Source organism: Achromobacter sp. CF-sbj1-Ac2-l (assembly GCF_052698165.1).
This window is the reverse complement of record NZ_CP199855.1, coordinates 3,511,315-3,535,924: the sequence shown is the minus strand read 5'-3', so window position 1 is coordinate 3,535,924 and position 24,610 is coordinate 3,511,315. Positions and strand designations below refer to the sequence as shown.

Here is a 24,610-nt window from a genome sequence, read left to right as displayed (position 1 = left end):
CCGGCGTGCTAGCGCGCCGGCAGCGGTCGTTCCAACGCCGCGAACGTCTCGCGCACGCAATCGGCCATGCGCCGCGCCAGCGAGTTGACCGGGTGGTGCTCGGAGGTGACGGCGTAGCTGTGGAACTCCACTTTTTCCGAGAACGGGATTTCGCTTAGCTCGGCGATGCCGAGCGCGCGCGGGACCACCGGGTTGACGATGGACACGCCCAGCCCCTTGCCGACCATGCTGCAGATGGTGGTGGCGTACGGCGTTTCGATCGACAGCACGCGGGTGTCGTCGGGAAAGTGCCGGTCGATGGCGGCGCGGTTGAAGCTGCCGGCCGGCAGCGAGATGAAGTCCTGGTCGCGGAAGTCGGCGGGCGTCAGCACGGCCCGCGCCGCCAGCGGATGCGCGCGCGGCACGATGGCGGCGCCGTGTGTGGTGTTGATGCGCTCGTAACGCAGTCCCGGCAGGTCGGTGTGCAGCGAGCAGAAGCCGATATCGCAGACGCCGGTGGCCAGCCATTTGGCGACCGCGTCGGAGCCGCCCGTGTTGACCACCACCGGGATGTCCGAATGCTTTTCGCGGAACAGGCGGATTGCGTCGGGCAGGACGCATTGGGTGATCGAGCCGACCGCGCCGACCCGCAGCAGGCCGGTGCCGCGCCGGCGGATCGAGCTGGCGCTGTCGTTGAGCGATTCCAGGCCGATGAAGGCGCGTTCGACGTCGGCGTAGAAGGCCTCGGCCTCGGGCGTCGGAATGATACGGGTGCCGACGCGCTGGAACAGCACGAATCCCAGCGTCTTTTCCAGCAACGCGATCCAGCGGCTGACGTTGGGCTGCGAGGTGTGCAGCAGGCCGGCCGCGGTGGTCATGGAGCGCGTCATCATGACGGCGCGGAAGGCCTCGACTTGTTTGAAATTCATGCGTTTGACGGTCGGGAGACGAGCCGGCAAATCATATCATTTTTGTATGAGAAGCCGTAAAGATCTGATTTGACGTATGAATTGGCGCGGCGGGAGACTACGGCTTTCCTTGTTTCCCTCCGGACCGATATGGAATCCAAAGTCAGCGCCCGTCTCAAGCAACCCCTGGCCAAGGAGGTGCTCGAGCATCTCTTCCTGCCGCGCCTGAACCGCGAGTTCTTCGCCAACTTCGACATGCTCACGCAGATCAACCTGGCGCACCTGCTGATGCTGCGCGAGCGCGGCATCGTCGCTCACGACGCCGCGCGGCGGCTGGCGCGGGCGCTGTTGCAAATGCAGGCCGACGGCCCGCACGCGGTCGAGCTGGACGCGGCGCGCGAAGAGGCCTATTTCAACTACGAGGCGCACCTGATCAAGGCCGTGGGGCAGGAACTGGGCGGCCGGCTGCACACCGCCCGCAGCCGCAACGACATCGGCGCGACCATCGACCGCATGCGGGCGCGGGATTTCACGGCGCGCATCGGCAGCGCGCTGATCGGCGTGTCGCGCGCCGCGCTGGCGCAGGCCGAGCGCCATGCCGATTGCGTGATGCCGGGCTACACCCACATGCAGGCGGCGCAGCCGATCACCTACGGCTATTACCTGTCGGCGCTGGTGGATGCGTGGTCGCGCGATATCGGCCGGCTGGCGCACGTGCTGGAAACGGCGGACGCCTCGCCGCTGGGCGCCTGCGCGCTGGCGGGCACCTCGTTCCCGATCGACCGCGACAGCACCAGCGCCATGCTGGGCTTCAGCGGCCCGCTGGCCAATGCGCTGGACAGCGTGGCCTCGCGCGATTTCGCGCTGGAACTGAGCGCAACGCTGTCGATCATGATGATCACCTGCAGCCGCATGGTGCAGGACTTCTACATCTGGTCGACGCCGGAGTTCGACTATCTGTCGTTTCCGGACAGCATTGCCAGCACCTCCAGCATCATGCCGCAGAAGAAGAACCCGGCGGTGCTGGAATACCTGCGCGGCAAGACGGGCCACCTGATCGGCCTGACCGGCGCGGCGCTGTCGACGGTCAAGTCGACCCACTTCACCCATTCGGGCGACAGCAGCCGCGAAAGCACCCGCACCTGTTGGGAGGCCTGCGAGGAGGCGCTGAAAGCGCTGGAATTGGTCCACCTGCTGGTCGAGCAGGTGGCGCCGAACCGCGAGCGCATGGCGGCGCGCGCGGCGGATGATTTCTCGACCGTGACCGACCTGGCGGACCTGTTGGTGCGCCAGGCCGACGCGTCGTTTCGCGATGCGCACCACATCATCGGCGCGGTGGTGCGGCAGGCGCTGGAGCAGGGCCTGCCGGCGCGCGCGATTGCGCCGGCGATGATCGTGGCGGCGGCCGAGGAACAGCTTGGCCGGCCGGTGGCGCTGGCGGCCGACGATATCGCCGCCTGCCTCGACCCGGTGCGCAATGTGGCCGCGCGGCTGTCGCCGGGCGGCCCGGCGCCGCAGTCGGTGCGGGCGCGCCTGCGCGAGCAGCACGCAGTCCTGGACGCGCGCCAGGCGGCGATCGACGCCGCGCGCGAACGCGCTGCCGACGCCCGCGAGACGCTGCAACGGCGCGCCCACGCGCTGGTCCATCAGGAAAACGGCATGGCCGCCGCCTGAGGCGCCGCCGTATGAATCAAACCAAGGGGAATTCCATCATGTTCAAAGCACTGCCCAAACTTGCCGTGGCGCTGGCCGCGGCCCTGAGCCTCAACCCGGCGGCCCACGCGGCGCCGGCCTATCCCGCCAAGCCGATCACGCTGGTGGTGCCGTTCGCGCCGGGCGGCACCGTCAATCTGATGGGGCGCCTGCTGGCCAATCGCATGTCCGAGGCGCTGGGGCAGACGGTGATCGTCGAGAACAAGCCGGGCGGCGGCGGCAGCATCGGCGCCAACTTCGTGGCCAAGGCGGCGCCGGACGGCTACACGCTGCTGCTGGCGACGATGGGGCAGCAGTCGATCCTGCCGCTGATTTCGAAGAACCTGCCCTACAACGCCGACAAGGACTTCGCGCCGGTTGCGCTGTTCTCGACGGTGCCGAACGTGCTGGCGGTGTCCAGGGACGCGCCGGCCGCGACGGTGGCCGAACTGGTGGCGTACGGTAAGGCCAATCCGGGCAAGCTGAACATGGCCTCGGCGGGCATCGGCTCGGTGAACCACCTGACCGGCGAACTGTTCATGTTCCGCTCGGGCGCCCGTTTCGAGCACGTGCCGTACCGGGGCGCGGGGCCGGCCACGTCGGACCTGCTGTCGGGCCAGGTGCAGGTGCTGTTCGCCAACCTGCCCAATGTGCTGCCGTACGTCAAATCGGGGCAGGTACGGGTGCTGGCGGTGGCCAGCGACAAGCGCAGCGCGTCGATTCCCGACATCCCGACGCTGGCCGAGGCCGGCGTCAAGGATGCGGTGGTGGAATCCTGGTACGGCGTGATGGCGCCGGGCGGCACGGACCCGCAGGTCATCCGCAAGCTGCAGGACACGGTGATCGCCATTGCCAATGACAAGGCGCTGCTGGGGCAGTTGGCGGAGCAGGGCGCGGTGCCGTTTCCCGGTGGCAGCGAAGACCTGGCCAAGCTGTCGGCCGAGGAGACGCGGCGCTGGAAGCAGATCATCGACAGCGCCAGGATCCAACTGGATTGAGGCGGGGCGTCCGGGCGCGGCGCCGGCGGCCGGTTGCGCGCGACCGGCCGTTTTGCTTTCTACAGCGCCATCACCATCTCATGCCACGCCATGCCGCCATGATCGGACGGCGACGGCCGCACGTACTGGTAGCCGAGCTTGCGGTACAGCGCGACGTGGCGCTCCTTGCACATCAGGTGGATGGTCCGCTTGCCGAGGCCGCGGGCCTGCTCGACGAAGGCTTCCATCAGACGCGTGGAATATCCCTTGCCCTGATGGGCGGGGTCCACCACGACCGACATGATCACCACGTTGGGGGCGTCGGGATCGTGGCCCACCAGTTCCTTGAAGGCCTCGTCGGCCATTATCACCTGGTGGGCACAGCCGCTGTTGATGAAGCCGACGATGATGCCGTCCTCCTCGAGCAGCAGGAAGCCCTGCGGATACTGGGCGATGCGGGTGGCGATCTTGGCGTGGGTGGCGGCCTCGTCGCCTTCGTAGGCGGTGTTTTCGATCTCGAAGCAGCGGTCGGTGTCGGCGGGAGTGGGGGCGCGGAAAGTCAGGGAAGGCATGGGCGTGGCGGGAAGGCGGGCCGGTCAGGCTGATGCAAAAGGGATATGGTAGCGGCTCCATGAAATGCATGCGCCGGAACAAAAAAACGCGCATTCCCCGCGAGGGGAATGCGCGAAATCGCTGTGCGGCGCGCGTCGGAAGTCCCGGCGCGGCGCCCCGCTGGCATGCGGTACTTCGGCCCGAGTCCGCGTACGTCTTGCGGAATCTCCTGGCAAGCTTAGATACTGTTAGTCTCGTGGCTATACCGTGCGTCTCATTTTTTGGTGGGAGACGCTGGATTTACTTTTTGTCATATTTGGCGTCCCGCTCCGTCCGCGCCATCCGCGCGGCAACCCGCAAGCATGAACCCGAGTGCTTACCCTGTCGGCCAACCACCGCGCATGCCACCCGCGATCGCCCACCATCATTTCGATGTGGCGGCGCAGGCGCCTGAGCGCCGGCTTTTGGCCTGGCGCGACCAGGTCGGGCACGTGGTCGACGTGCTGCCCAGCCGCGACGCGCTGCGGCAGCCTTTCAATGCATCCATCGACCGCTATCGCGCCGGCTCGCTGATGTTCACCGAGTGCCGTTCCGACGCCATGCAACTGGAACGTTCGCTGGTGCGCATCTCGCGCGACAACATCCGCGATTTCGCCTTGCACGTATTCCTGGAGGGCGGCGTTGACGAGGTGACGGTGCGCAATGGCTCGCGGCCCGCCGCCGATGGCGGCGCGGCGCGGGTGATGGCGCTGGACCTGGGCCAGCCGATGCGCATGCGGCGCCGGGCCTGCCGGCTGTTGACGCTGTTCGTGCCGGCGGATCTGGTGCAGGAGGTGTTCCCGGATCCGCAGGCGATCCACGGCCGCATGCTGCGTGACGCCATGCCGTTGGCGCGGCTGGCGATCGGGCAGGTCGCGGCGCTGGCGCAGTCGGTGCGGGGTCTGGACCGGGCGCGGGCCGAGGCCGACATCACGGCCTGTGCGCGTCTGCTGCTGGCCGCCTTCGGCAGGGAGGCGCGACTGGCGGGCAATGCCCGCGCCGCCGCACGGGCGGCGATGTTTGCCCAGGTGCGACGCCACATCCAGGCCAATCTGCACCAGGCCGGCCTGACGCCGGACTCGGTGATCCAGGCGCTGTGCCTGCCGCGGCCGACGGTGTACCGCCTGTTCCAGCACGAGGGCGGGCTGGGCGCCTATATCCGCCATCTGCGGTTGCGGCTGGCGGCCGAGGAACTGGTGCGCTACCCACATCTGGGCGTCATGGAAATTGCCTACGGGCTTGGGTTCGGCAGCGCTTCGGACTTTGCCCGCGCGTTCCGGCGCGCCTACGACATGCCGCCGCAGGAATTCCGCGAGCAGTCCTGGCGCTGGCCCGAACGGGTCACGTTGCGGGCGTAGCGAGCGCGCAGACCTGCCGCACGCAGTCGCGCAGCCAGCGGTGCCCGGGGTCGGCATCCATGCGCGGATGCCAGAGCATCGAGATCGTCAGGCCGGGCGCCTGCACCGGCAGCGCGAAACTGTGCATGCCGGCGCGCAGGTTGGTGGTGTGGCGTTCCGGCACGCTGGCGATCAGGTCGGAGGCGCGCGCCAGGGCCAGCGCGTCGGAAAAGCCGGCGACGATGACCGTGATCTGGCGCGCCAGGCCGAGCGCGTGCAGCGCGTCGTCAATCGGCCCCTTGTCCAGGCCGCGGCGCGAGACCAGCACATGCTGGCCGGCGGCGTAGCGCGCCGCCGTGACCTTGCCTTTGGCCAGCGGATGGCCGGCGCGCACCACGCCGATGAATCGGTCGCGAAACAGCGCCCGCGTGCGGATCTCGGGGCTGCTGGCGGCGCCGATCACGCCGGTTTCCAGATCGGCGCTGCCGTCGCGCAGCGGGGTGCTGTCCTTGTCTGGCTTTTGCACGAAGCGCAGCCGCACGCCTGGCGCCTCGCGTTGGGCCAGGGCGATCAGCGCCGGCCCGAAGTATTCGACGAAGCCGTCGCTGACGCGCAGGGTGAAGCCGCGCGAGAGCTTTGCCGGGTCGAGCAGTTCGGCGGGGCGCAGCACGGCCTGCGCCTCCTGTACCAGGCGGCTGACCTGGTCGCGCAGTTCCTGGGCGCGCGGCGTCGGCACCAGGCCGCGGCCGGCCCGCACCAGCAGCGGATCGCCGGTGGTCTCGCGCAGCCGCGCCAGCGCCCGGCTCATCGCCGAGGGGCTCAGACGCAGGCGGCGCGCGGCGCGCGCGACATTGCCTTCGGTCAGCAGGACGTCGAGCGTGAGCAGCAGGTTGAGGTCGGGGCGGGACATGGCGCGACGGTATCACGGCGCGGCCATGAGATGGCGTCAAACGCACGAATAAAGTGCAAATGCTGCGTCTTCCGCCATGTGTCTGGCGGTCCTAAGCTGGCGGCTGGGCTGTCCCGGCGCGCGCCGGACGGCCGTTTCCAACCGCTACGGACCTTCATGTCGCAATCCCTTCCGCATTCCGTCCCGGCCGCCCGCGCCGTCGCCTGGCCGCTGGCCAGCCTGGCCCTGTCCCTGTTGCTGGCCTCGCTGGGCACCAGTAGCGCCAACGTCGGCCTGCCGACCCTGGCGCGAGTCTTCGATGCGCCGTTTTCCCTGGTGCAGTGGATCGTGCTGGCCTATCTGCTGGCGATCACGCTGTGCGTCGTCGGCGCGGGCCGCCTGGGCGACCTGATCGGACGGCGGCGCCTGTTGCTGGCGGGCATCGCCGTGTTCACGGCGGCCTCGGCGCTGTGCGGACTGGCGTCTTCGTTGTGGCTGCTGCTGGCGGCGCGCGCGCTGCAGGGTGCGGGCGCCGCCGTGATGATGGCGTTGACGATGGCGTTCGTCGGCGATCTGCTGCCCCGGGAGCGGACCGGCAGCGCCATGGGGTTGCTGGGCACGATGTCGGCGGTGGGCACCGCGCTGGGGCCGACCCTGGGCGGCGCGCTGATCGCCGCGCTCGGTTGGCGCTGGATCTTCCTGGTGAACCTGCCGCTGGGCGTGTTGGCGCTGGCGCTGGCGCGCCGCCACCTGCCGGCGGACCGGGGCCGGGCGGGGGGCGGCGCGCGCTTCGATCTCGCGGGCACGTTGCTGCTGGCGCTGGCGCTGGCGGCCTACGCCTTGGCGATGACGCTGGGCGGCGGCCATTTCGGCGCGCTCAATGCCGCCCTGCTGCTGGGCGCGGCCGGCGGCGGCTGGCTGTTCCTGCGTGCCGAGGCGCGCACCGCTTCGCCGTTGCTGCATCCGGCGATGCTGCGCCAACCGTTCCTGGCGGCGGGGCTGGCGATGAACGCGCTGGTGTCCACGGTGATGATGGCGACCTTGGTCGTCGGCCCGTTCTACCTGACCCAGGCGCTGGGGTTGAGCCCGGCGCGGGCCGGGCTGGCGATGTCGGCCGGGCCGCTGGTCAGCGCGCTGTGCGGCGTGCCGGCGGGGCGCCTGGTGGACCGCTGCGGCGCCGGGCGCATCACGCGCGCGGCGCTGGTCGCGCTGGCCGTCGGCACGGGCCTGCTGGCGGCCGCGCCGACGGCGCTGGGCGTGGCTGGCTACATCGGTCCGATCGTGTTGCTGACCGCGGGCTATGCGACGTTCCAGGCCGCCAACAACACCGGCGTGATGGCGGCGATCGACGCGCGCCAGCGCGGCCTGGTGTCGGGCATGCTGAACCTGTCGCGCAATCTGGGACTGGTGACCGGGGCGTCGGTCATGGGCGCGGTGTTCGCGCTGGGGACGGGCGCGACTGACCTTGCGGCGGCGCCGCCAGTGGCGGTGGCGCGGGGCATGGCGCTGGCCTTTGGCGTGGCGGCGGGGCTGGGAACGGCGGCCTGGATGATCGCGTGGCGCGGCCGCGGCCGGGCGCGAAGCGCGTAGCGCGCGATCGATGACAGGACGATTGCCTAAACGGCGAAGGTCTGGCGCAAGAGTCCGCCGCCATCCAACCGCTTGCTCCATGACGTGCCGCGGCGCCCATATGGCCTGCGCGCCGAGTCGATCGCTCGACGCTAGGCCGCGCCCGTCAGCCGCAGGATCCACCAGGCCAGTCCCACCGCCACGGCCGCCAGCACGATGCGGCGCAGGCCGCCGCCTTGGCGCGGCACCGCGCCGGGCGCCGAAGCGTCAACCACGGACGGGCCCGGGGCGGCCGTTGGCGCCGCGCTGCGCACGTCCGGGATATCCGTTTCGATGATGAATTCCGGCTTGGCGTCGGCGTGGCGCGCGTCCGGTCCCGCCAGGCCGCCGATGTCCACGCCGGCCTCCCGCAGCGCGTCCCACAGGCCGCTGTCGTTCAGGCCCTCGCGCACCGCCTTGATACGGTCGCGGTCCGCGCGGGGCACCTCGTCCATGCTGTCATAGCGGCGCCCGTTCACGGTGACCGCGCCGTTCTTGATCTCGACCTCGAAGCGACCGTCGCCGTCGGCGCCGACGTAGCGCCATTGCTCGGTGAGGGCTTCTTCGGTGTCGTGTCGCACGCCACGCAGCCCGCCAAAGGCATCCTGCGGATCGCCCGAGGCGCCGCTCGACATCGACCAGCTACGCGTGGTGGTCGAGCTGCGCCAGGTTTTGCTTTTTTCCGTCATCGAATCGTTTCCGTGAGTAACGTTTGTTATTGGGCCGGAAGCGGGTACGCGGTGGCCGCTGGCTGACTGCGCACTATACAGACGCGGTGCAGTCCTGAATTCGTCTGACAGTGTCCTTAATGCAAAAGTAAATCCCAAGTCAAGAAAATCGATCTGATCCGGTCGGAACAGCAGATCAGTTGGTCTGAAAAGCGCATAATGAGGGCCACCTTTCCTTGCGTCCCTTTTCAAGGATCGGTCTGCTTTTCAGTAACGAAGAAGAGCGTGTTGTCACCAGGGCGCGGCCCGGCAGTTCGTGTTTCCAGGAGTGCATGTGCGGCTGTGCGCCAGGACGACTTGGAATTTTCACGGAGATGTCTATGACACAAGATGCAAAGCCGCGCAGGCGGTTTCTGCAGGCGCTGGCCATCGTGCCCGCGTCGACGCTGGCGGTGGGGGTGGCCGCCACGGGCTGTACCAACGCCGCCGACGGCGGCGCGGCCCGCTCGGCCAAGGCCTATGAGCCTACCTACTTCACCAAGCCCGAATGGAACTTCATCGTGGCCGCGGTCGATCACCTGATTCCCGCGGACCAGTACGGCCCCGGCGCCATCGAGGCCGGCGTGCCGGAGTTCATCGACCGCCAGATGGAAACGCCGTATGGCCACGGCAAGCTCTGGTACATGCAGGGGCCGTTCCATCCCGACGTGGCGCCGGAACTCGGCTACCAGTTGAACCAGAATCCGCGCGAGGTCTACCGCCACGGCATCGAGGCCTGTGACGCGTGGTGCAAGAAGACCCACGGCAAGGTCTTCGCCGAACTCGATAAGCCCCTGCAGGAACAGATCCTGAAGGACCTGCAGGCCGGCAAGATCGAGTTCGACGCCGTCCCCGCCAAGACTTTCTTCAGCTTCCTGCTGGGCAACACCAAGGAAGGCTTCTTCGCCGACCCGATGTACGGTGGCAACAAGAACATGGTGGGCTGGAAGATGGTGGGATTCCCGGGCGCGCGCGGCGACTACATGGACTGGGTCGACCAGCCCAACGTCAAGTATCCCTACGGGCCCGTGTCGATTTCCGGGGAAAAGGGGTAAGCGATGGCGATCAAGAAAGACAAAGTGGACGCGGTGCTGGTGGGCTTCGGCTGGACCGGCGCGATCCTGGGCCAGGAGCTGACCGAAGCCGGCCTGCACGTGTTGGCGCTGGAACGTGGCGCCATGCAGGACACCCCCAAGGACGCGGAATATCCCAAGGTGCTCGACGAGCTGGCGTACTCCGTGCGCGGCAAGCTGTTCCAGGACCTGTCCAAGGAGACGGTGACGATACGGCATGGCGTGGACGACGTGGCCGTGCCGTATCGCCAGAATGGATCCTTCCTGCTGGGCACGGGCGTGGGCGGCGCGGGCTTTCACTGGAACGGCATGCACTACCGCGTGCTGCCCGAGGAACTGGAACTGCGCACCCGCTACGAAACGCGCTACGGCAAGAACTTCATTCCAGAAGGCATGACGATCCAGGACTTCGGCGTCACCTACGACGAGCTGGAACCGTACTTCACCAAGTTCGAGTACGTCTGCGGCACCTCGGGCAAGGCCGGCAACCTGAACGGCAAGATCGTCGAGGGCGGCAACCCGCTGGAAGGCAAGCGCAGCAAGGAATTCCCGCTGCCGCCGCTGGCCACCACCTACGGCGCGCAATTGTTCGACAAGGCTGCGCGCGAAGTGGGCTTCCATCCGTATCCGGCGCCCGCGGCCAACGCCTCCGGCCCGTACACCAACCCATACGGCGTGCGCCTGGGGCCCTGTAATTTCTGCGGCTTCTGCGAGAACTACGGCTGCTACATGTATTCGAAGGCCTCGCCGCAGACCACCATCCTGCCGGTGCTGCTGAAAAAGCCCAACTTCGAACTGCGCACCCACTCGCACGTCATCAAGGTCAACCTCGATTCGACCGGCAAGAAGGCCGTCGGCGTGACCTACATCGACGCGCAGGGCCGCGAGATCGAGCAGCCCGCCGACCTGGTGATCCTGTCGGCTTACCAGATGCACAACGTGCGCCTGCTGCTGTTGTCGGGCATCGGCAAGCCCTACGATCCCAAGACCAACGAAGGCGTGGTCGGCAAGAATTACGCCTACCAGATGAACGGCGCGGTCAACGTGCTGCTGCCCAAGGGCACCCAGCTCAACCCGTTCGTCGGCACCGGCGCCGGCGGCGTCGGCATGGATGACCTGAACGGCGACCAGTTCGACCACGGCCCGCTTGGCTTCATCGGCGGCGCCAGCATCCGCCACATCCGCTACGGCGGCCGTCCCATCAAGATGACGCCCACCACGCCCGGCACCCCGTCCTGGGGCACCGCGTGGAAGGCCGGCGTGCAGGACGCCTACCAGCGCTACATGACCATCGGGATCTCCGGCTCGGTGATGTCGTACCGCGACGCCTACCTGTCGCTGGACCCGACCTACAAGGACAGCTTCGGCCAGCCCTTGCTGCGCATGACGTTCGATTGGCACGACAATGAATTCGACATGCTCGGCCACATGGGCAACAAGATGGAGGAAGTGGCCAAGGCCATGAAGCCGGAGAAGCACTTCGTCGCCGTGCGCAAGAAGGGCGCGCGCTACGACACCCGGGTCTACCAGAGCACGCACAACACCGGCGGCGCCATCATGGGGGCCAATCCCAAGGAAAGCGTGGTCAACAAATACCTGCAAAGCTGGGACGTGCCCAACGTGTTCGTGATGGGCGCCTGCGTGTTCCCGCAGAACATGGGCTACAACCCCACCGGGCTGGTGGGCGCGCTGGCGTACTGGGCCGCGCAGGCGATCCGCGACCAGTACCTGAAGAACCCCGGCCCGCTGGTCCAGGCGTAAGGAGCCGACAATGATGAAGAAAACCATTGTTGCCGCGCTCTCGATCCTGGCTTGCGGCTCCGGCTGGGCCGCCGAGGGCACGCCCGCCACCGCGGACGCGCAGTTGATCAAGCAGGGCGAATACCTGTCGCGCGCCGGCGACTGCATCGCCTGCCACACCGCCAAGGACGGCAAGCCGTTCGCTGGCGGCCTGGGCATCGAGTCGCCGCTGGGCACGATCTATTCCACCAACATCACGCCCGACAAGGACACGGGCATCGGCAACTATACGTTGGAGGACTTCGACCGTGCCGTGCGCCATGGCGTGGCCAAGGACGGCCATTCGCTGTATCCGGCCATGCCGTACACCGCCTACGCCAAGGTCACGCCGGATGACGTCAAGGCCCTGTACGCCTACTTCATGCACGGCGTCGAGCCGGTCAAGCAGGCCAACAAGGACACCGACATCACCTGGCCGCTGTCGATGCGCTGGCCGCTGGGCGTGTGGCGCTGGATGTTCGCGCCCGACGTGGCCACCGCGCCGGTCACCGCCACCCCCGCCAACGACGCGGACAAGCAGGCGCTGCTGCGCGGCCAATACCTGGTCGAAGGGCTGGGCCATTGCAGCACCTGCCACACCCCGCGCGGCTTCGCGCTGCAGGAAAAGGCGCTGACCGACGCCGACGGCTCGGCCTTCCTGTCCGGCGGCGTGGTCGAAGGCTGGCTCGCCAAGAACCTGCGCGGCGACATGACCGACGGCCTGGGTAGCTGGAGCAAGGAAGACATCGCCGCCTTCCTCAAGTCCGGCCGCAACGGCCATTCGGCCGCGTTCGGCGGCATGGCGCAGGTGGTGCAGGACAGCACCCAGCACCTGACCGACGCCGACGTCAACGCCATCGCGGTGTATCTGAAGAGCCTGCCGCCGGTGAACAAGAACGCCACCCAGCCGCTCGCCTACAACGACACCGTGGCGCAGGCCCTGCGCAGCGGCAAGGATACGAGCGACGGCGCGATGACGTTCCTGAACAACTGCGCGGCCTGCCACCGCAGCACCGGCAAGGGCTACGCGGAAACCTTCCCGCAGTTGGCGCTGAGCTCGACGGTGAACTCGGCCGATCCCGCGTCGCTGATCCACATCGTGCTCAAGGGCGCGCAGATGCCGGGCACCTCGGCCGCGCCGACGGCGTATGCGATGCCGGGCTTCGACTGGCGCCTGACCGACAAGGAAGTCGCCGACGTGGTGACCTTCGTGCGGTCAAGCTGGGGCAACCAGGGCGCGGCGGTGAGCGCGTCGGACGTGGCCAAGGTGCGCAAGGACGTGGGCGCGGCCAAGGCGCCGGCGCGATAATCGCGCTGCCGCGGGCTGGCCGGCCCGCGGCGCCCCGATGGGATTCGCCCGCTTCGGCGGGCGAATTTTTCCGGTGTCACCGGGCATGTTGAACACCTTTACACCTTCTGGAGAATTTCCCACCATGATGCGTCCTCTGCTCTTGGCGGCATCGCTGGCCGTGGCCGGCAGCGCGACGGCGGCGCCTTCCTTCAACTGCGCCAAGGCCGCCACGCCGGTCGAGAAAGCGATTTGCGCCAACCCGGCGCTGGCGGACCAGGATGCGGCGATCGCGCGGCAATACAAGGATGTGCGGGACAAGCTGGATGCCGAAGCGGCCAAGTCGCTGACCGCCGATCAACGCTATTTCCTGGGCATGCGGGACAGGGTCTATGAGCAGCCTTTCACGCACAGCACACCTGCCAAGGAAATGGCCACCTTCATGCGGGCGCGCCTGGCTTTGTTGAAGGCCATCAATCCGCATCCGGCCGCCGGCTTCGTCGGCAAGTGGCGCAACATCGAGGGCGAGATCGAGATCACGCGAGGCGCCAACGGCGAGTTGGCCGTGGCGGTCAATTCGTGGATGCCTTACTACGGCAATTGGATCTGCGACCTGAGCGGCAATGCGGTGGTTGATGGCGACAGCCTGAAAGTGACCTACCAGGACGGTCCGCCCTGGGTCGTGACGCTGACGCGGCGCGGCGCCGTGCTGGTGGCGCGCCAAACGGCGCCTGCTGGCACCCCCGACGACGGCTCGGGTCCGCCTTTCTGCGGCCGCAATGGCGGCGTGGCCGGCGACTGGTTCGCGGCGCGCTGACGCGCCCCCGCCAGGCTCACTGGCGATTGATCAGGTTTTGCCTGTCCTGGATGAACCCGGGCAGGTTCGGGCGTTCTCCGTCGCCACGCTGGACGTCCAGGCGCTGGCGGGGGCGCGTGTCGTCACACCGGCCGCTCGTAGCGGCGCGCCTGCACCTCGATGCCGCCGATCCGGTCGGTTTCGGTGCCGGTGTTGCGCCAGCCCTGTCGTTCGTAGAAGGCGATGGCGCGGGCGTTGCCTTCGAGCGCATACAGATATAGGCGCGACGCGCCGCGCGCGCGGGCCCAGGCCTCGGCGCGCGCCACCATGAGCTTGCCGGCGCCGGTGCCTTGCCAGGGCGGCAGCACGTGCAGGTTGTCCAGCAGCACCGCGCCGGGGTGATCGTGTTCCTGCTTGACGCAGACGAAGCCGATCGGCTGGCCGTCCTGCTCGGCGATGAACACGGCCTGCGCGTCGGCGTCGCGCATCCGGTCCTGCCAGTGGACCATGCGGTCGTCGGCCAGGCCGGCGTCGAGAAAGCCATCCGGCAGCAGGCCGCGATAGGTGACGGCCCAACTGGCCGCGTGCATGGCGGCGATGGCGTCGGCGTCGCGGGCGGTGGCCTGGCGCAGGGTGACGGCGGAACGGGACATGGATTCCTTTGGGACGATGACGGACGATCCGGCCTGGCGCGTGGCCAGGGCGAGCATGTTGCCGGATGAGTTTGACAGGTTTGGCGGCGTCCAGCAGCATCGTGCCATGAACCGTCCGCACCGCCCGTCCGCCCTGATTATTCGCCCCGCTGGGAACTCGGTGGGGTAGCGCGCGTCGGATCATCGCTACATCAACCCGCCAATGGCGGGTTTTTTGTTGGCGCGCCCGTTGGTTTTCTCCAGAGGCAGTCCATGCAATCGAACGCGTTTTCCGTCCCGTCCCCGGCCGAACCGGTGCTGCATTTCCTGGACTTGCCCGATGCGGTCTGCAAGGCGCGGTTGCGGGCGCGCAATGAATCGGGTGTCCATCCTTACACCCCCAGCGAGGCGCAGTACGACGCGATCACCGCATACTTCGTGGCGCCGCAGGACGACGAGGGGTTCGAGATCGTGCGCCACTAGGTATAAGCCGAGGGCGGCGGACGGCGATACGGCCTGCTATGATTACTGGATAAATACCCAGTTACCAAGACCGGCTGATGCTGCCCCCGCACCGCTACTACTACCTGCACAATTTCCAGCGCGCGCTTGCGTGGGTCGGTGAGCGCTACGCGGATCTGCTGGATGCCCGCGAACGCCGCTTCATGTCGGATTTCGCCGCGCTGCCGCAGGCCTCGCAGGCGTTGCTGGTGCGCATGTTGATGCGGCGCGGGCCGTGGTTCCGCGCCAGCCGCCTGGCCTACGAGGAAATCCCCGATACGGTCGAGGCCGCCGCCCCGTTGCTGACGCTGGGGTGGCTGGACGCCGACGCCCCCATGACGCTGGACGAACTGTTCGGGCTGCATACGCGGCCCGAACTCGACCGGTTGTTCGCCGACTCCCGCCCTAAGGGCGCGGCGCGCAAGGCCGACCTGCTGGCGCGCCTGCGTGCCAGCCAGCCCGAGGCGCAGCCCTATGCGAGCTGGAATCCCGCCGCCGGCCCCGACCGCGCAGGCGCGGACGGCACGCGCGTCGTTGCGGCCGGCCGCAACGCGGCGGTGCCGTTCGATCCGGCCTGGCGCGTCGCGGTTGCCGACCTGTGCGAACGCCTGCGCCTGATGTTCTTCGGCAACCTGCACCAGGACTGGTCAGAGTTCGTGCTGGCGGACCTGGGCGTGTTCCAGTACGAAACGGTGCCGTTCGAGCCTTCTTCGCGGGCCTTCCAGGCGCGGGAAGACGTCGACCGCTACCTGGTCCTGCATGCCTGTCGCCGGGCGCTGGATGATGGCCCGGACGTCGATGCGCTGTTGCAGGCGGTGGCCGACTGCGCCAGCGGCAACGCCTGGCTGGAAAAGCGCCGCGCCAAGGTGCTGCTGCGCCTGGGCCAGGCCTGCGAGCGGGCCCAGGATTGGGCGGCGGCGCAACGGGTGTACGCGCTGTGCGCCTACCCCGGCGCGAGGCATCGCCGCATCCGCGTGTACGAGCGCATGGCGCGTTTCGACGAGGCGCTGGCGTTGGCGCTGCAAGCCGAGGCCCGGCCCGAAAGCGAGGAGGAATCCCAACGCGTGGCGCGCATGTTGCCGCGCCTGCGTCGCAAGCTGGGGCAGGGCGCGCCGCGCGGCGCGGCCGCGCCGGTGAGCCGTTTCGACCTGGCGCTGGAGCGGCCCGAGCCGACGGTGGCGGTGGAATTCGCGGCGCGCGATCACCTGCACCGCGACGAGGCGCCGGTCCATTATGTCGAGAACACGCTGATCAATTCGCTGTTCGGCCTGCTGTGCTGGCCGGCGGTGTTCGCGCCGTTGCCGGGCGCATTCTTCCATCCGTTCCAGCGCGGGCCGGCCGACCTGGACGCACCTGATTTCCACGCCCGGCGCGAGGCCCTGTTCGCCGCCTGCCTGGCGCAACTGGACACGGGCGAATACCGCGTCACGATCCGCCAGCGCTACGCCGCCAAGCAGGGCGTGCAATCGCCGTTCGTGTTCTGGGGCGCGCTGGACGAGGCGCTGCTGGAGCGGGCGTTGCACCACCTGCCGCCAGCGCACCTCAAACTGTTTTTCCTGCGGCTGCTGCGTGACGTCAAGGCCAACCGGTCGGGGCTGCCCGACCTGATCCGCTTCCAGCCGGACGCGCCCGGCTATGAACTCATCGAAATCAAGGGGCCGGGCGACAAGCTGCAGGACAACCAGATCCGCTGGCTGGCGTACTGCGCCGAGCATGGCATGCCGGTGCGCGTCTGTCATGTCAGTTGGCGCGACGCGGCGTGCGCATCGCAGCCGCCGGCCTCGACGCACCGTGCCGCCTCGGAAGGACCGGCGCCATGACGTACGCCGTGGCGGTGCGCGCGCTCTGCGAATTCACGGCCCGCGCCGGCGACCTGGATCTGCGCTTCACGCCCGCGCCCAGCGGCCTGGAGGGCATGGCCGGCCACGCCGCCGTGACCGGCCGGCGCGGGCCCGCCTACGAAACCGAGGTGGCGCTGACCGGGCAATACGAAAACCTGCTGGTGCGCGGCCGCGCCGATGGCTACGACCCGCAGGCCAATCAGGTCGAAGAGATCAAGACCTACCGCGGCCGGCTCGACAGCGTGCGCGACAACCACCGCGCCGCCCATTGGGCCCAGGCGCGGGTCTACGGTCACCTGCTGTGCCAGGCGCGCGGCCTGGCGCAGGTCCGCGTGGCGCTGGTGTACTTCAACGTGGCCACCGAAGAAGAAACCCTGCTCGTCGAGACCCGCGACGCGGCCTGGCTGGCGGCCTTCTTCCACGAGCAGTGCGAACGCTTCCTGGCGTGGTCGCGCACCGAGCTGGCGCACCGCCAGGCGCGTGACGCGGCGCTGGAGAAGCTGGCGTTTCCCTATGGCGAGTTCCGCAGCGGCCAGCGCGAGCTGGCGGTGTCGGTGTACCGCACGGCGCGCGACGGCCGTTGCCTGATGGCGCAGGCGCCCACCGGCATCGGCAAGACGCTGGGCACCTTGTTTCCGCTGCTCAGGGCCGCCCCGGGCGCGGGGTTGGACAAGGTGTTCTTCCTGGCGGCCAAGGGTTCGGGGCGCGGGCTGGCGATGGCCGCGCTGGATACGCTGAACGCGCAGCCGGCGGCGCCCGGCCTGCGGGTGCTGGACCTGCAGGCGCGCGACAAGACCTGCGAGCATCCCGACAAGGCCTGCCATGGCGATTCCTGCCCGCTGGCGCAGGGCTTCTACGACCGCCTGCCCGCCGCGCGCGAGACGGCGCTGTCGCAGCCGCGGCTGGATGCCCCGGCGGTGCGCGCGGCGGCCCGCGCGCATCAGGTCTGCCCGTATTACCTGTCGCAGGAATTGATCCGCTGGAGCGACGTGGTGGTGGGCGACTACAACTATTACTACGACGCCACCGCCATGCTGCACGCGCTGACGCAGGCGCATCAGTGGAAAGTGGCGGTGCTGGTGGACGAGGCGCACAACCTGGTCGACCGCGCGCGCCGCATGTACACCGGCGAATTGAGCCAACTTGGGCTGGCGGCGGCGCGCCAGGCCGCGCCCAAAGCCCTGAAAAAGCCGCTGGACGGCCTGCAGCGTTCCTGGACCGCGCTCAACAGGAAGCAGGCCGAGTCCTACCAGGCCTACGACGAGGCGCCGGCCGGTGTGCTGGCGGCGGTGCAGAAGGCGGTGGCCGCCATCACCGACTACCTGGGCGAGGCGCCGCTGGCGCAGGACGATCCGGTGCTGGCCTTCTATTTCGAGGCGCTGCATTTCATGCGGCTGGCCGAGCAGTTCGGGCCGCACGCGCTATTCGACGTGACGCGGGCCGAAGGCGGGGCGCGCGGCGCCAAGACGCCGCCGTCCACGCTGTGCGTGCGCAACGTGGTGCCGGCGCCGTATCTGGCCGCGCGGCACGCGGCGGCGCACGCCACCGTGCTGTTCTCGGGCACCTTGAGTCCGCAGCAGTTCTATCGCGACACCCTGGGCCTGCCGGCCGAGGCCGCGTGGATCGACGTGGCCGCGCCGTTCCAGGCCGAACAACTGGCGGTCAAGGTGGTCGGTCATGTGTCGACCCGCTACCGCGACCGCGAACGCTCGCTGCAGCCGATCGCTGATCTGATCGCCGACCAGTACGCGCGCCGGCCGGGCAATTATCTGGGCTTTCTGAGCAGCTTCGACTATCTGCGGCAGGTGGCCGATCTGATGCGCGCGCGCCATCCGCAGGTGCCGATCTGGCTGCAGACGCCAGGCATGGACGAGGCCGGCCGCGCCGCCTTCCTGGGACGCTTCACCGAAAGCGGGCAGGGCGTCGGCTTCGCGGTCCTCGGCGGCGCTTTTTCCGAGGGCGTGGACCTGCCCGGCAAGCGGCTGATTGGCGCCTTCATCGCCACGCTGGGGCTGCCGCAGGTCAATGCCGTCAACGAGAACATCAAGCGCGCCATGGAGCGGCGCTACGGCGAGGCGCAGGGCTACGACTACACCTATCTCTATCCCGGCATGCAGAAGGTGGTCCAGGCGGCGGGCCGCGTCATCCGCACCGAGCAGGACGTGGGCACGGTGCACCTGATCGACGATCGCTATCGCCGCGCCAAGGTGCGCAACCTGCTGCCGAGCTGGTGGCGGGTGGATTGAACGAGGATGCCGCCCATTGCTGCTTCGCGCCTGCCGCGGGGCGGGCGTTCAGGGGACAGGCCGCCGCCGGCCGCGCCGACGCGTTGAGCGCGCGGGCCGCGCTCAGGCCGAGCGCAGTTCGGTCAGCGGCTGGTTCGGGTCGCGGCTGAGCTGGTAGCCGTACCACAGGCTGCGCGCCATGCGCTTGGCCATCTCACCGGCGGCATCGGCCAGCGCGCGGTTGGGCAGGGCCGCCAGGGTCTCGCCCCACAGCGCCAGCCAGCGCTCGAACAGCTCGGCGCTCAGGTGCGGCATGGCGGCATGCTTGGGCATGGGCATGCCGGTGAACCGCCGCGTGCCAAGCAGTACGGCCGACCAGAAATCCGAGAGCGTCGCCAGGTGTTCGTCCCAGTCGTGCACCTGGGCCTCGAACACCGGACCCAGCGCGGCATCGGCGCGGGCCTTGGCGTAGAACGTATGCACCAGGCCGCGGATTTCGGCTTCGGTGCAGATGTCGGGTTCGGGCAGGTCGGGTTCGGACAACGGAGGCTCCTGGCGGCGTGAAACGGCAGCACGAATAGTAGGGCGAGGCTGCGCGAGGACGGATTGATCTGGCGCAAGCCGCCGCATGGCCCCGGGCGCGCGCGGGCGCGGGGATCATGCGGCCGGCGATCCATGCGCCCGGGCCCTGCGGCCGACGATCAATGCGCCTGGGTCCGCACCCGCGTCATCGGCGCCGTCTCGGGCCGCGCCAGCAAGGCGTAGACCAGCACGGCCAGCGCCAGCGCGAATCCGGCCAGCGCATACAGCACCTGTCCGAAGGCCTGGTCGTAGGCATGGTGCAGCAGGTCGCCGGCGCCGGACAGCAGCGCGCCTGCTTCGTCCAGTTGTCCGAGGGCGGCGCGGTTGGCGGCCTGCAGCAGGGCCGGAGCGCCCGCGTCGGGCAGGGCGGCGGCGGCCTGGGCGTGGATCAGGGTGGCCAGCAGGGCGCTGAGAACGGCAATGGCCACCCCATCCGCGGATACGCGCACGGTATTGAAGATGCCGGTGGCCATGCCGACCCGCTCGTGCTCCACCACGCTGACCGCCATGGCGTCCATCAGCCCCCAGGGCAGCCCGATGCCGATGCCGATCAGGCTCATCGGCAGCCACAGCCGGTCGGCGTTGCCGCCCAGGTCGCGGGCCAGCCAGGCCAGGCCGATGGCCGCCAGCACCAGGCCGGTGCTGGACAGCGCGGCAGGGCTGAAGCGGCGCGTCAGCAGCGCGGCCAGGAACGGCACCACCAGCAGCGGCGTGGCCAGGCCCATCATCAACTGGCCGGCGCGCAGCGCGCTGTGGCCATCGATGCCGATGAAGCGGCTGGGCAGGAGGGCGATCAGCGCAATGAACAGGAACGCGGGGGAGGCCGCCAGCGCCTGCACGCCGACAAAGCGCGGGCGGCGGAACAGCGACAGGTCCAGCATCGGATGCGTGGCGCGGGTTTCCGCGAGGATGAAGGCGATGCCCAGCAGCGCCGAGGCCAGCAGCGAGCCAGCCACCGCGGGATCGGTCCAGCCGTTTTCGGGGGCCAGCAGCATGCCATAGGTGAACAGCCCCAGCGCACCGGTGAAACTGAGCGCGCCGCGCCAGTCGAAGCGGCCGCCGGCCGCGCCCGGGGTGGCGCGCACGCTGGCCGCGACCAGCGCCAGCCCGCCCAGCCCGACCAGTCCGGTGCCGTGGAACACCCAGCGCCAGCCGGCCGTCTGCACCAGCCAGCCGGAGATCAGCGGTCCGAACGACAGGCCGATGCCGAAAGTGGTGCCCAAGAGGCTGAAGGCGCGGGCGCGAGCGGCGCCATGGAACAGCGGCGCCAGCGACGACATGGCCGCGGCGAACGCGGCGGCGCCGCCCACGCCCTGCATCAGTCGCAGGAAGTCGATCCAGCCGGCGGACGGCGCCCAGGCGATGGGAAAGGTGAAGGCGCAGAACCAGGCCAGTCCGCCCAGCCAGACGCGGCGCGGGCCATACAGGTCGGTGAGGCTGCCGGACACCATGATGACGCTGCCGTAGGCCAGGATGTAGCCGTTGAGGATCCAGTTCAGTTGCACGGGCGTGCCGCCCAGCGCCTGGCTGATCGACGGCAGGACCACCGCCGGGCCGGTGAAGCACAGGGGAATGAGCACGGCTGTGAGGCAGGCCGCCAGCAGTTGCAGCCAGCGATTGGAGGCGGGAGAGGGATGCGATGGGGTCATGTCGGTAGAGCGGCGCGAAGCCGGGTGGGCAAACAGAAAATGGGCGAGCGCGGCGCCTGGACGGGGCGCCATGGAACGCAATGCCGGCAGGATAGGCAGCCTCTGATAAAAGAAAAATAGGCTAGGATTCCGAATATTCCGGACATATATGTCCGTATTGAAGGAAATTGGCATGGACAGCCTGAGTGGTATCGGCGTTTTCGTGCTGGTGGCGGACACGCGCAGCTTTGCCGAGGCGGGGCGGGTGCTGGGCGTGTCGCCGTCGGCGGTGGGCAAGAGCGTGGCGCGGATGGAGGCGCACCTGAAAGTGCGGCTGTTCCACCGCAGCACGCGCCACATCACCCTGACCCCGGAGGGCGAGAAATTCCTGGAGCGCTGCCGCCGCATCCTGTGCGAGGTCGAGGCCGCCGAGCTCGAACTGTCGGAGGCCGCCGGCACGCCCAGCGGCCGGCTGCGCGTCAGCCTGCCGCGCTACAGCCGGCTGTTCGAGCCCGCCATCGCCACCTTCATGAAGCAGTATCCGCAGGTGCGGCTGGACCTGGATTTCACCGATCGCATGGTCGACGTGATCGGCGAGGGCTACGATGCCGTGGTGCGCTCCGGCGAGATGCAGGATTCCGGCCTGAAGCGCCGCCGCCTGGGGCCGTTCCGCCGCATCCTGGCGGCCTCGCCCGATTACCTGGCGCGGCATGGCACGCCGCGCCGCGCCGCCGACCTGCTGGGCCATTGCTGCCTGCACTATCGCTATCCCAGCACCGGCAAGCTGGAGCAATGGCCGCTGAAGACGGCGGCCGGCGCGCCCGCGCCCGAATTGCCGCTGACGCTGGTCTGCAACAGCGTCGAGACCCGCATCTTCCTGGCGCTGGGCGGGTTGGGGATCGTCTGCCTGCCGGATTTCACCGTCCGGCAAGAGCTGGCCGCGGGCAAGCTGGTGACGGTGCTGGACGAACGCACCCGGGGCAATGCGACCATGTGGGCGGTGTGGCCCGCCAGCCGCCATCCGTCGCCCAAGCTGCGCGTGTTCGTCGATCACCTGGCGCAGCAGTTGTTTCCCTGAGAGGGGTCTGCCAGGCGAGCCCAAGCCCGGAATTCCCGGCGCCAGGCTCGCCCGCCACAACCGGACTGCCGATCGAAGGCCGCCAGCAGTCCAGCCGTCCAGGCACGAACCCTGGCACCCCGGAGGCGGCCCAGCCGCCGGGCAATCCGCCCCGTTCCTGGCTTGATATATGATGTTCGTCATATTCGCCCTCGACGATGTTTCCCCTTCAGGAGAACCGCGCATGACTTCCGCTTCGACTCCCGCCGGCAGCGCCTCACCGCAACGCGAGCCCAGCCTGGTCGACCAGACCGGCGCCGGCCTGGATGGCCTGGCGCAACTGCGCGCCTTGCTGGCCTCGGGCCGCAAGCCGGGCATCCTGGTGTCGCTGGATTTCGATTTCGTCGAGGCCGAGGAAGGCCTGGCGGTGTTCGCCGGCACGCCCGGCCCGCACGCCTACAACCCGATCGGTACGGTGCATGGCGGCTATGCCGCGACCCTGCTGGACTCGGCCTGCGGCTGCGCGGTGCATTCGCGCCTGTCGGCCGAACAGGCCTACACCACGCTGGAGCTCAAGGTGGCCTATCACAAGGCCATCACGCGCCACAGCGGCCGGCTGCGGGCCGAGGGCAGGGTGCTGTCGTTCGGCCAGCGGGTGGCGTACGCCGAGGCCAAGCTGACCGATGCCGAGGGGCGCCTGCTGGCGTCGGCGACCTCGACGCTGCTGGTGTTCGCGCGGCCGGCGGCCTGACTCGGCGCGGCGAGTCGCGGCGCAGACCGGCGCGGTCGCGGCGGTCTGCGCCGTCCTGAAGGGCGCGGGGCAGCGCATGGCCGCTGCCCGCGCGGCATGGCCCGGCTCTTGCTGCGCTAGCGCGCCTGGCTGGCGTAGTATCGTCGGCCTGCAAAGCAAAAAGAGGAGACAACACCATGAATGCAGCCATCCCGGCGGCCGCCGGCAGCCTGGACGATATCGTGGCCATGCCCGCCCACGCGCTGTCGGACGCGATCCGCCAGCGGCGCGTGTCGTGCCGCGAAGTGATGACCGCTTATCTGCGCCATATCGACGCGGTCAACCCCAAGCTCAATGCGCTGGTCGCGCGGCGCGAGCCGCGGGAGCTGCTGCGCGAGGCCGACGAACGCGACGCGCAGTTGGCGGCGGGGCAGTGGCTGGGCTGGCTGCACGGCATGCCGCAGGCGCCCAAGGATCTGACGGCGGTGCGCGGCATGGTGACCTCGATGGGTTCGCTGGTGTTCAAGGACCAGGTGACGGGCCACGACTCCATCGTGGTCGAGCGCATGCGCGCGGCTGGCGCCATTTTCATCGGCCGCACCAACGTGCCGGAGTTCGGGCTGGGCTCGCACACCTACAACCAGGTCTATGGCACCACGGTCAATCCCTATGACGTCTCCAAGAGCGCGGGCGGCAGCAGCGGCGGCGCGGCGGCGGCGCTGGCCGCGCGCATGCTGCCGGTGGCCGATGGCAGCGACTTTGGCGGCTCGCTGCGTAACCCGGCGGCCTTCTGCAACGTGTACGGCATGCGGCCGTCGGCGGGGCGGGTGCCGTTTGGCCCGTCCAGCGAGGTGTTCCTCAAGCAACTGTCGTATGAAGGCCCGATGGGCCGCACGCCGCGCGACGTGGCGCGGATGCTGGCGGTGATGGCGGGGCCCGATGCGCGCGTGCCGCTGTCGCTGGGCGACGATCCGGCCGTATTCGCGCAGCCGCTGGAAGCCGACCTGCGCGGCCGGCGCATCGGCTGGCTGGGCGACTGGAACGGCTATCTGGCGATGGAGCCGGGCATCCTGGATCTGTGCGTCCAGGCGCTGGCCGATCTGGGGGCGGCCGGCTGCCAGGTGGACGATTACCGCGTGCCGTTCGACGGCGATCGGCTTTGGCGCATCTGGCTGGCGCACCGCCATCTGATGGTGGGCGGGCAGTTCCATGCGCTGGTGAACGATCCGCAAACCCGCAAGCTGGTCAAGCCGGCGCTGATCTGGGAGGTCGAGGGGCTGGACGGCATGACCGCGCGACAGGTCTACCAGGCCACCGAGGAGCGCAGCGCCTGGTACCAGGCCGTGCTCGGCATCTTCAAGGAGGTGGACTACCTGGCGGTGCCGTCGGCGCAGGTGTTCCCGTTCGATGCCCAACTGGACTGGCCCCGGCAGATCGCCGGGCGCGCCATGGATACCTACCACCGCTGGATGGAGATCGTCACGCCCTGGACGCTGGCCGGCTGCCCGGTCATCAGCGTGCCCGTGGGGTTCGGCGCCGCCGGGCTGCCGATGGGAATGCAGTTGATCGGGCCGCCGCGCGGCGACCTGGCGGTGCTGCAACTGGCACGCGCCCATGAGCAGGTGCGCGACTGGGTCCAGGCGCGTCCGCCGCAGGGCTTGTGGCGCTAGGGCGGGCGCCGGCTTGCGGCTGTCCGCTACGCGTTGTCACACGAAAACACAAGCCCGTGTAACCGGGCTTGGCATTTTCCCGACGAAGCGGGGACGGAATTGCGGGTTTGCCCTGTTTTT

General features: G+C 69.1%; 21 protein-coding genes. 14 read left to right on the top strand and 7 right to left on the bottom strand.

Annotation, left to right across the window (positions count from 1 at the left end; all coding sequences use genetic code 11):
* Positions 1 to 8 precede the first annotated feature (8 nt).
* Positions 9 to 908 (bottom strand): LysR substrate-binding domain-containing protein, encoded by a 900-nt coding sequence (locus tag ACUDCK_RS16035; RefSeq protein ID WP_175166876.1) that lies wholly within the window; start codon positions 906 to 908, stop codon positions 9 to 11.
* Positions 909 to 1,037: 129 nt separating this feature from the next.
* Between ACUDCK_RS16035 and argH the strand changes: the two genes are divergently transcribed.
* Both argH and ACUDCK_RS16025 read left to right on the top strand, forming a co-directional pair.
* On the top strand, positions 1,038 to 2,561 hold the full coding sequence (argH, locus tag ACUDCK_RS16030) for an argininosuccinate lyase (RefSeq protein ID WP_175166877.1): 1,524 nt from the start codon (positions 1,038 to 1,040) through the stop codon (positions 2,559 to 2,561).
* Positions 2,562 to 2,599: 38 nt separating this feature from the next.
* A complete protein-coding gene (locus tag ACUDCK_RS16025; protein WP_054502445.1) occupies positions 2,600 to 3,577 on the top strand; it encodes a Bug family tripartite tricarboxylate transporter substrate binding protein in 978 nt (325 codons plus the stop codon).
* 59 nt (positions 3,578 to 3,636) lie between these two features.
* On the opposite strand, the gene ACUDCK_RS16020 is transcribed toward ACUDCK_RS16025, so the two are convergent.
* Positions 3,637 to 4,128: a GNAT family N-acetyltransferase gene (locus ACUDCK_RS16020; RefSeq protein WP_064528870.1), complete on the bottom strand. Its 492-nt coding sequence runs from the start codon at positions 4,126 to 4,128 to the stop codon at positions 3,637 to 3,639.
* 381 nt (positions 4,129 to 4,509) lie between these two features.
* On the opposite strand from ACUDCK_RS16020, the gene ACUDCK_RS16015 reads away from it, so the two are divergent.
* Positions 4,510 to 5,505, top strand: coding sequence for an AraC family transcriptional regulator (locus tag ACUDCK_RS16015; protein ID WP_240317346.1), 996 nt, complete (start codon positions 4,510 to 4,512; stop codon positions 5,503 to 5,505).
* Here ACUDCK_RS16015 and ACUDCK_RS16010 read toward each other — a convergent pair.
* Positions 5,489 to 6,394, bottom strand: coding sequence for a LysR family transcriptional regulator (locus ACUDCK_RS16010; protein ID WP_054502351.1), 906 nt, complete (start codon positions 6,392 to 6,394; stop codon positions 5,489 to 5,491). The genes ACUDCK_RS16015 and ACUDCK_RS16010 overlap by 17 nt on opposite strands.
* A 156-nt stretch (positions 6,395 to 6,550) precedes the next feature.
* Between ACUDCK_RS16010 and ACUDCK_RS16005 the strand changes: the two genes are divergently transcribed.
* Positions 6,551 to 7,963 carry an MFS transporter gene (locus ACUDCK_RS16005; RefSeq protein ID WP_445659243.1) on the top strand — a complete coding sequence of 471 codons (1,413 nt, stop codon included), beginning with the start codon at positions 6,551 to 6,553 and terminating at the stop codon, positions 7,961 to 7,963.
* Between the two features lie 131 nt (positions 7,964 to 8,094).
* Here the strand turns inward: ACUDCK_RS16005 and ACUDCK_RS16000 are convergent, their stop codons facing one another.
* Positions 8,095 to 8,670 (bottom strand): hypothetical protein, encoded by a 576-nt coding sequence (locus ACUDCK_RS16000; protein WP_116792423.1) that lies wholly within the window; start codon positions 8,668 to 8,670, stop codon positions 8,095 to 8,097.
* A 359-nt stretch (positions 8,671 to 9,029) separates the two neighbouring features.
* On the opposite strand from ACUDCK_RS16000, the gene ACUDCK_RS15995 reads away from it, so the two are divergent.
* From ACUDCK_RS15995 to ACUDCK_RS15980, 4 genes are all read left to right on the top strand, one after another.
* Positions 9,030 to 9,743 carry a gluconate 2-dehydrogenase subunit 3 family protein gene (locus ACUDCK_RS15995; protein WP_049073369.1) on the top strand — a complete coding sequence of 238 codons (714 nt, stop codon included), beginning with the start codon at positions 9,030 to 9,032 and terminating at the stop codon, positions 9,741 to 9,743.
* A gap of 3 nt (positions 9,744 to 9,746) precedes the next feature.
* Positions 9,747 to 11,522, top strand: a complete 1,776-nt coding sequence (locus tag ACUDCK_RS15990) for a GMC family oxidoreductase (RefSeq protein ID WP_049073370.1) — start codon at positions 9,747 to 9,749, stop codon at positions 11,520 to 11,522.
* A gap of 10 nt (positions 11,523 to 11,532) precedes the next feature.
* Positions 11,533 to 12,849 (top strand): c-type cytochrome, encoded by a 1,317-nt coding sequence (locus ACUDCK_RS15985; protein WP_054502354.1) that lies wholly within the window; start codon positions 11,533 to 11,535, stop codon positions 12,847 to 12,849.
* Positions 12,850 to 12,973: 124 nt separating this feature from the next.
* Positions 12,974 to 13,645, top strand: coding sequence for a lysozyme inhibitor LprI family protein (locus ACUDCK_RS15980; RefSeq protein WP_054502355.1), 672 nt, complete (start codon positions 12,974 to 12,976; stop codon positions 13,643 to 13,645).
* 122 nt (positions 13,646 to 13,767) lie between these two features.
* On the opposite strand, the gene ACUDCK_RS15975 is transcribed toward ACUDCK_RS15980, so the two are convergent.
* The gene (locus ACUDCK_RS15975) at positions 13,768 to 14,277 is read right to left on the bottom strand and encodes a GNAT family N-acetyltransferase (protein ID WP_054502356.1); all 510 of its coding nucleotides are present in this window, start codon (positions 14,275 to 14,277) and stop codon (positions 13,768 to 13,770) included.
* A 252-nt stretch (positions 14,278 to 14,529) separates the two neighbouring features.
* Between ACUDCK_RS15975 and ACUDCK_RS15970 the strand changes: the two genes are divergently transcribed.
* The 3 genes from ACUDCK_RS15970 (at position 14,530) to ACUDCK_RS15960 (ending at position 18,844) form a co-directional block, all read left to right on the top strand.
* A complete protein-coding gene (locus tag ACUDCK_RS15970) occupies positions 14,530 to 14,739 on the top strand; it encodes a hypothetical protein (protein ID WP_420867701.1) in 210 nt (69 codons plus the stop codon).
* A gap of 77 nt (positions 14,740 to 14,816) precedes the next feature.
* Positions 14,817 to 16,577: a VRR-NUC domain-containing protein gene (locus ACUDCK_RS15965; protein ID WP_175166878.1), complete on the top strand. Its 1,761-nt coding sequence runs from the start codon at positions 14,817 to 14,819 to the stop codon at positions 16,575 to 16,577.
* Complete coding sequence (locus tag ACUDCK_RS15960; protein WP_064528916.1) at positions 16,574 to 18,844, top strand: ATP-dependent DNA helicase; 2,271 nt, start codon at positions 16,574 to 16,576, stop codon at positions 18,842 to 18,844. The genes ACUDCK_RS15965 and ACUDCK_RS15960 overlap by 4 nt, the downstream gene beginning before the upstream one ends.
* 102 nt (positions 18,845 to 18,946) lie before the next feature.
* On the opposite strand, the gene ACUDCK_RS15955 is transcribed toward ACUDCK_RS15960, so the two are convergent.
* Together ACUDCK_RS15955 and ACUDCK_RS15950 are read right to left on the bottom strand one after the other, a co-directional pair.
* Positions 18,947 to 19,351 (bottom strand): group III truncated hemoglobin, encoded by a 405-nt coding sequence (locus ACUDCK_RS15955; RefSeq protein WP_064528918.1) that lies wholly within the window; start codon positions 19,349 to 19,351, stop codon positions 18,947 to 18,949.
* 173 nt (positions 19,352 to 19,524) lie between these two features.
* Entirely contained in the window at positions 19,525 to 21,054 is a 1,530-nt protein-coding gene (locus ACUDCK_RS15950; RefSeq protein ID WP_175166879.1) for an MFS transporter, read from the bottom strand.
* Positions 21,055 to 21,226: 172 nt separating this feature from the next.
* Here ACUDCK_RS15950 and ACUDCK_RS15945 point away from each other — a divergent pair, with 172 nt between their 5' ends.
* The 3 genes from ACUDCK_RS15945 (at position 21,227) to ACUDCK_RS15935 (ending at position 24,490) form a co-directional block, all read left to right on the top strand.
* Positions 21,227 to 22,111, top strand: a complete 885-nt coding sequence (locus ACUDCK_RS15945) for a LysR family transcriptional regulator (protein ID WP_116792417.1) — start codon at positions 21,227 to 21,229, stop codon at positions 22,109 to 22,111.
* A 223-nt stretch (positions 22,112 to 22,334) separates the two neighbouring features.
* Complete coding sequence (locus tag ACUDCK_RS15940) at positions 22,335 to 22,841, top strand: PaaI family thioesterase (protein ID WP_054502362.1); 507 nt, start codon at positions 22,335 to 22,337, stop codon at positions 22,839 to 22,841.
* Between the two features lie 176 nt (positions 22,842 to 23,017).
* The gene (locus ACUDCK_RS15935) at positions 23,018 to 24,490 is read left to right on the top strand and encodes an amidase (protein WP_175166880.1); all 1,473 of its coding nucleotides are present in this window, start codon (positions 23,018 to 23,020) and stop codon (positions 24,488 to 24,490) included.
* Positions 24,491 to 24,610: the final 120 nt, after the last annotated feature.

Coding starts and splice junctions, on each gene's coding strand:
- ACUDCK_RS16005 (WP_445659243.1), top strand. CDS start 6,551: ATGTCGCAATCCCTTCCGCATTCCGTCCCGGCCGCCCGCGCCGTCGCC.
- ACUDCK_RS16025 (WP_054502445.1), top strand. CDS start 2,600: ATGTTCAAAGCACTGCCCAAACTTGCCGTGGCGCTGGCCGCGGCCCTG.
- ACUDCK_RS15960 (WP_064528916.1), top strand. CDS start 16,574: ATGACGTACGCCGTGGCGGTGCGCGCGCTCTGCGAATTCACGGCCCGC.
- ACUDCK_RS15950 (WP_175166879.1), bottom strand. CDS start 21,054: ATGACCCCATCGCATCCCTCTCCCGCCTCCAATCGCTGGCTGCAACTG.
- ACUDCK_RS15975 (WP_054502356.1), bottom strand. CDS start 14,277: ATGTCCCGTTCCGCCGTCACCCTGCGCCAGGCCACCGCCCGCGACGCC.
- ACUDCK_RS16035 (WP_175166876.1), bottom strand. CDS start 908: ATGAATTTCAAACAAGTCGAGGCCTTCCGCGCCGTCATGATGACGCGC.
- ACUDCK_RS15940 (WP_054502362.1), top strand. CDS start 22,335: ATGACTTCCGCTTCGACTCCCGCCGGCAGCGCCTCACCGCAACGCGAG.
- argH (WP_175166877.1), top strand. CDS start 1,038: ATGGAATCCAAAGTCAGCGCCCGTCTCAAGCAACCCCTGGCCAAGGAG.
- ACUDCK_RS15970 (WP_420867701.1), top strand. CDS start 14,530: ATGCAATCGAACGCGTTTTCCGTCCCGTCCCCGGCCGAACCGGTGCTG.
- ACUDCK_RS15985 (WP_054502354.1), top strand. CDS start 11,533: ATGATGAAGAAAACCATTGTTGCCGCGCTCTCGATCCTGGCTTGCGGC.
- ACUDCK_RS15945 (WP_116792417.1), top strand. CDS start 21,227: ATGGACAGCCTGAGTGGTATCGGCGTTTTCGTGCTGGTGGCGGACACG.
- ACUDCK_RS15995 (WP_049073369.1), top strand. CDS start 9,030: ATGACACAAGATGCAAAGCCGCGCAGGCGGTTTCTGCAGGCGCTGGCC.
- ACUDCK_RS16000 (WP_116792423.1), bottom strand. CDS start 8,670: ATGACGGAAAAAAGCAAAACCTGGCGCAGCTCGACCACCACGCGTAGC.
- ACUDCK_RS15980 (WP_054502355.1), top strand. CDS start 12,974: ATGATGCGTCCTCTGCTCTTGGCGGCATCGCTGGCCGTGGCCGGCAGC.
- ACUDCK_RS16020 (WP_064528870.1), bottom strand. CDS start 4,128: ATGCCTTCCCTGACTTTCCGCGCCCCCACTCCCGCCGACACCGACCGC.
- ACUDCK_RS15935 (WP_175166880.1), top strand. CDS start 23,018: ATGAATGCAGCCATCCCGGCGGCCGCCGGCAGCCTGGACGATATCGTG.
- ACUDCK_RS16015 (WP_240317346.1), top strand. CDS start 4,510: ATGCCACCCGCGATCGCCCACCATCATTTCGATGTGGCGGCGCAGGCG.
- ACUDCK_RS16010 (WP_054502351.1), bottom strand. CDS start 6,394: ATGTCCCGCCCCGACCTCAACCTGCTGCTCACGCTCGACGTCCTGCTG.
- ACUDCK_RS15990 (WP_049073370.1), top strand. CDS start 9,747: ATGGCGATCAAGAAAGACAAAGTGGACGCGGTGCTGGTGGGCTTCGGC.
- ACUDCK_RS15965 (WP_175166878.1), top strand. CDS start 14,817: ATGCTGCCCCCGCACCGCTACTACTACCTGCACAATTTCCAGCGCGCG.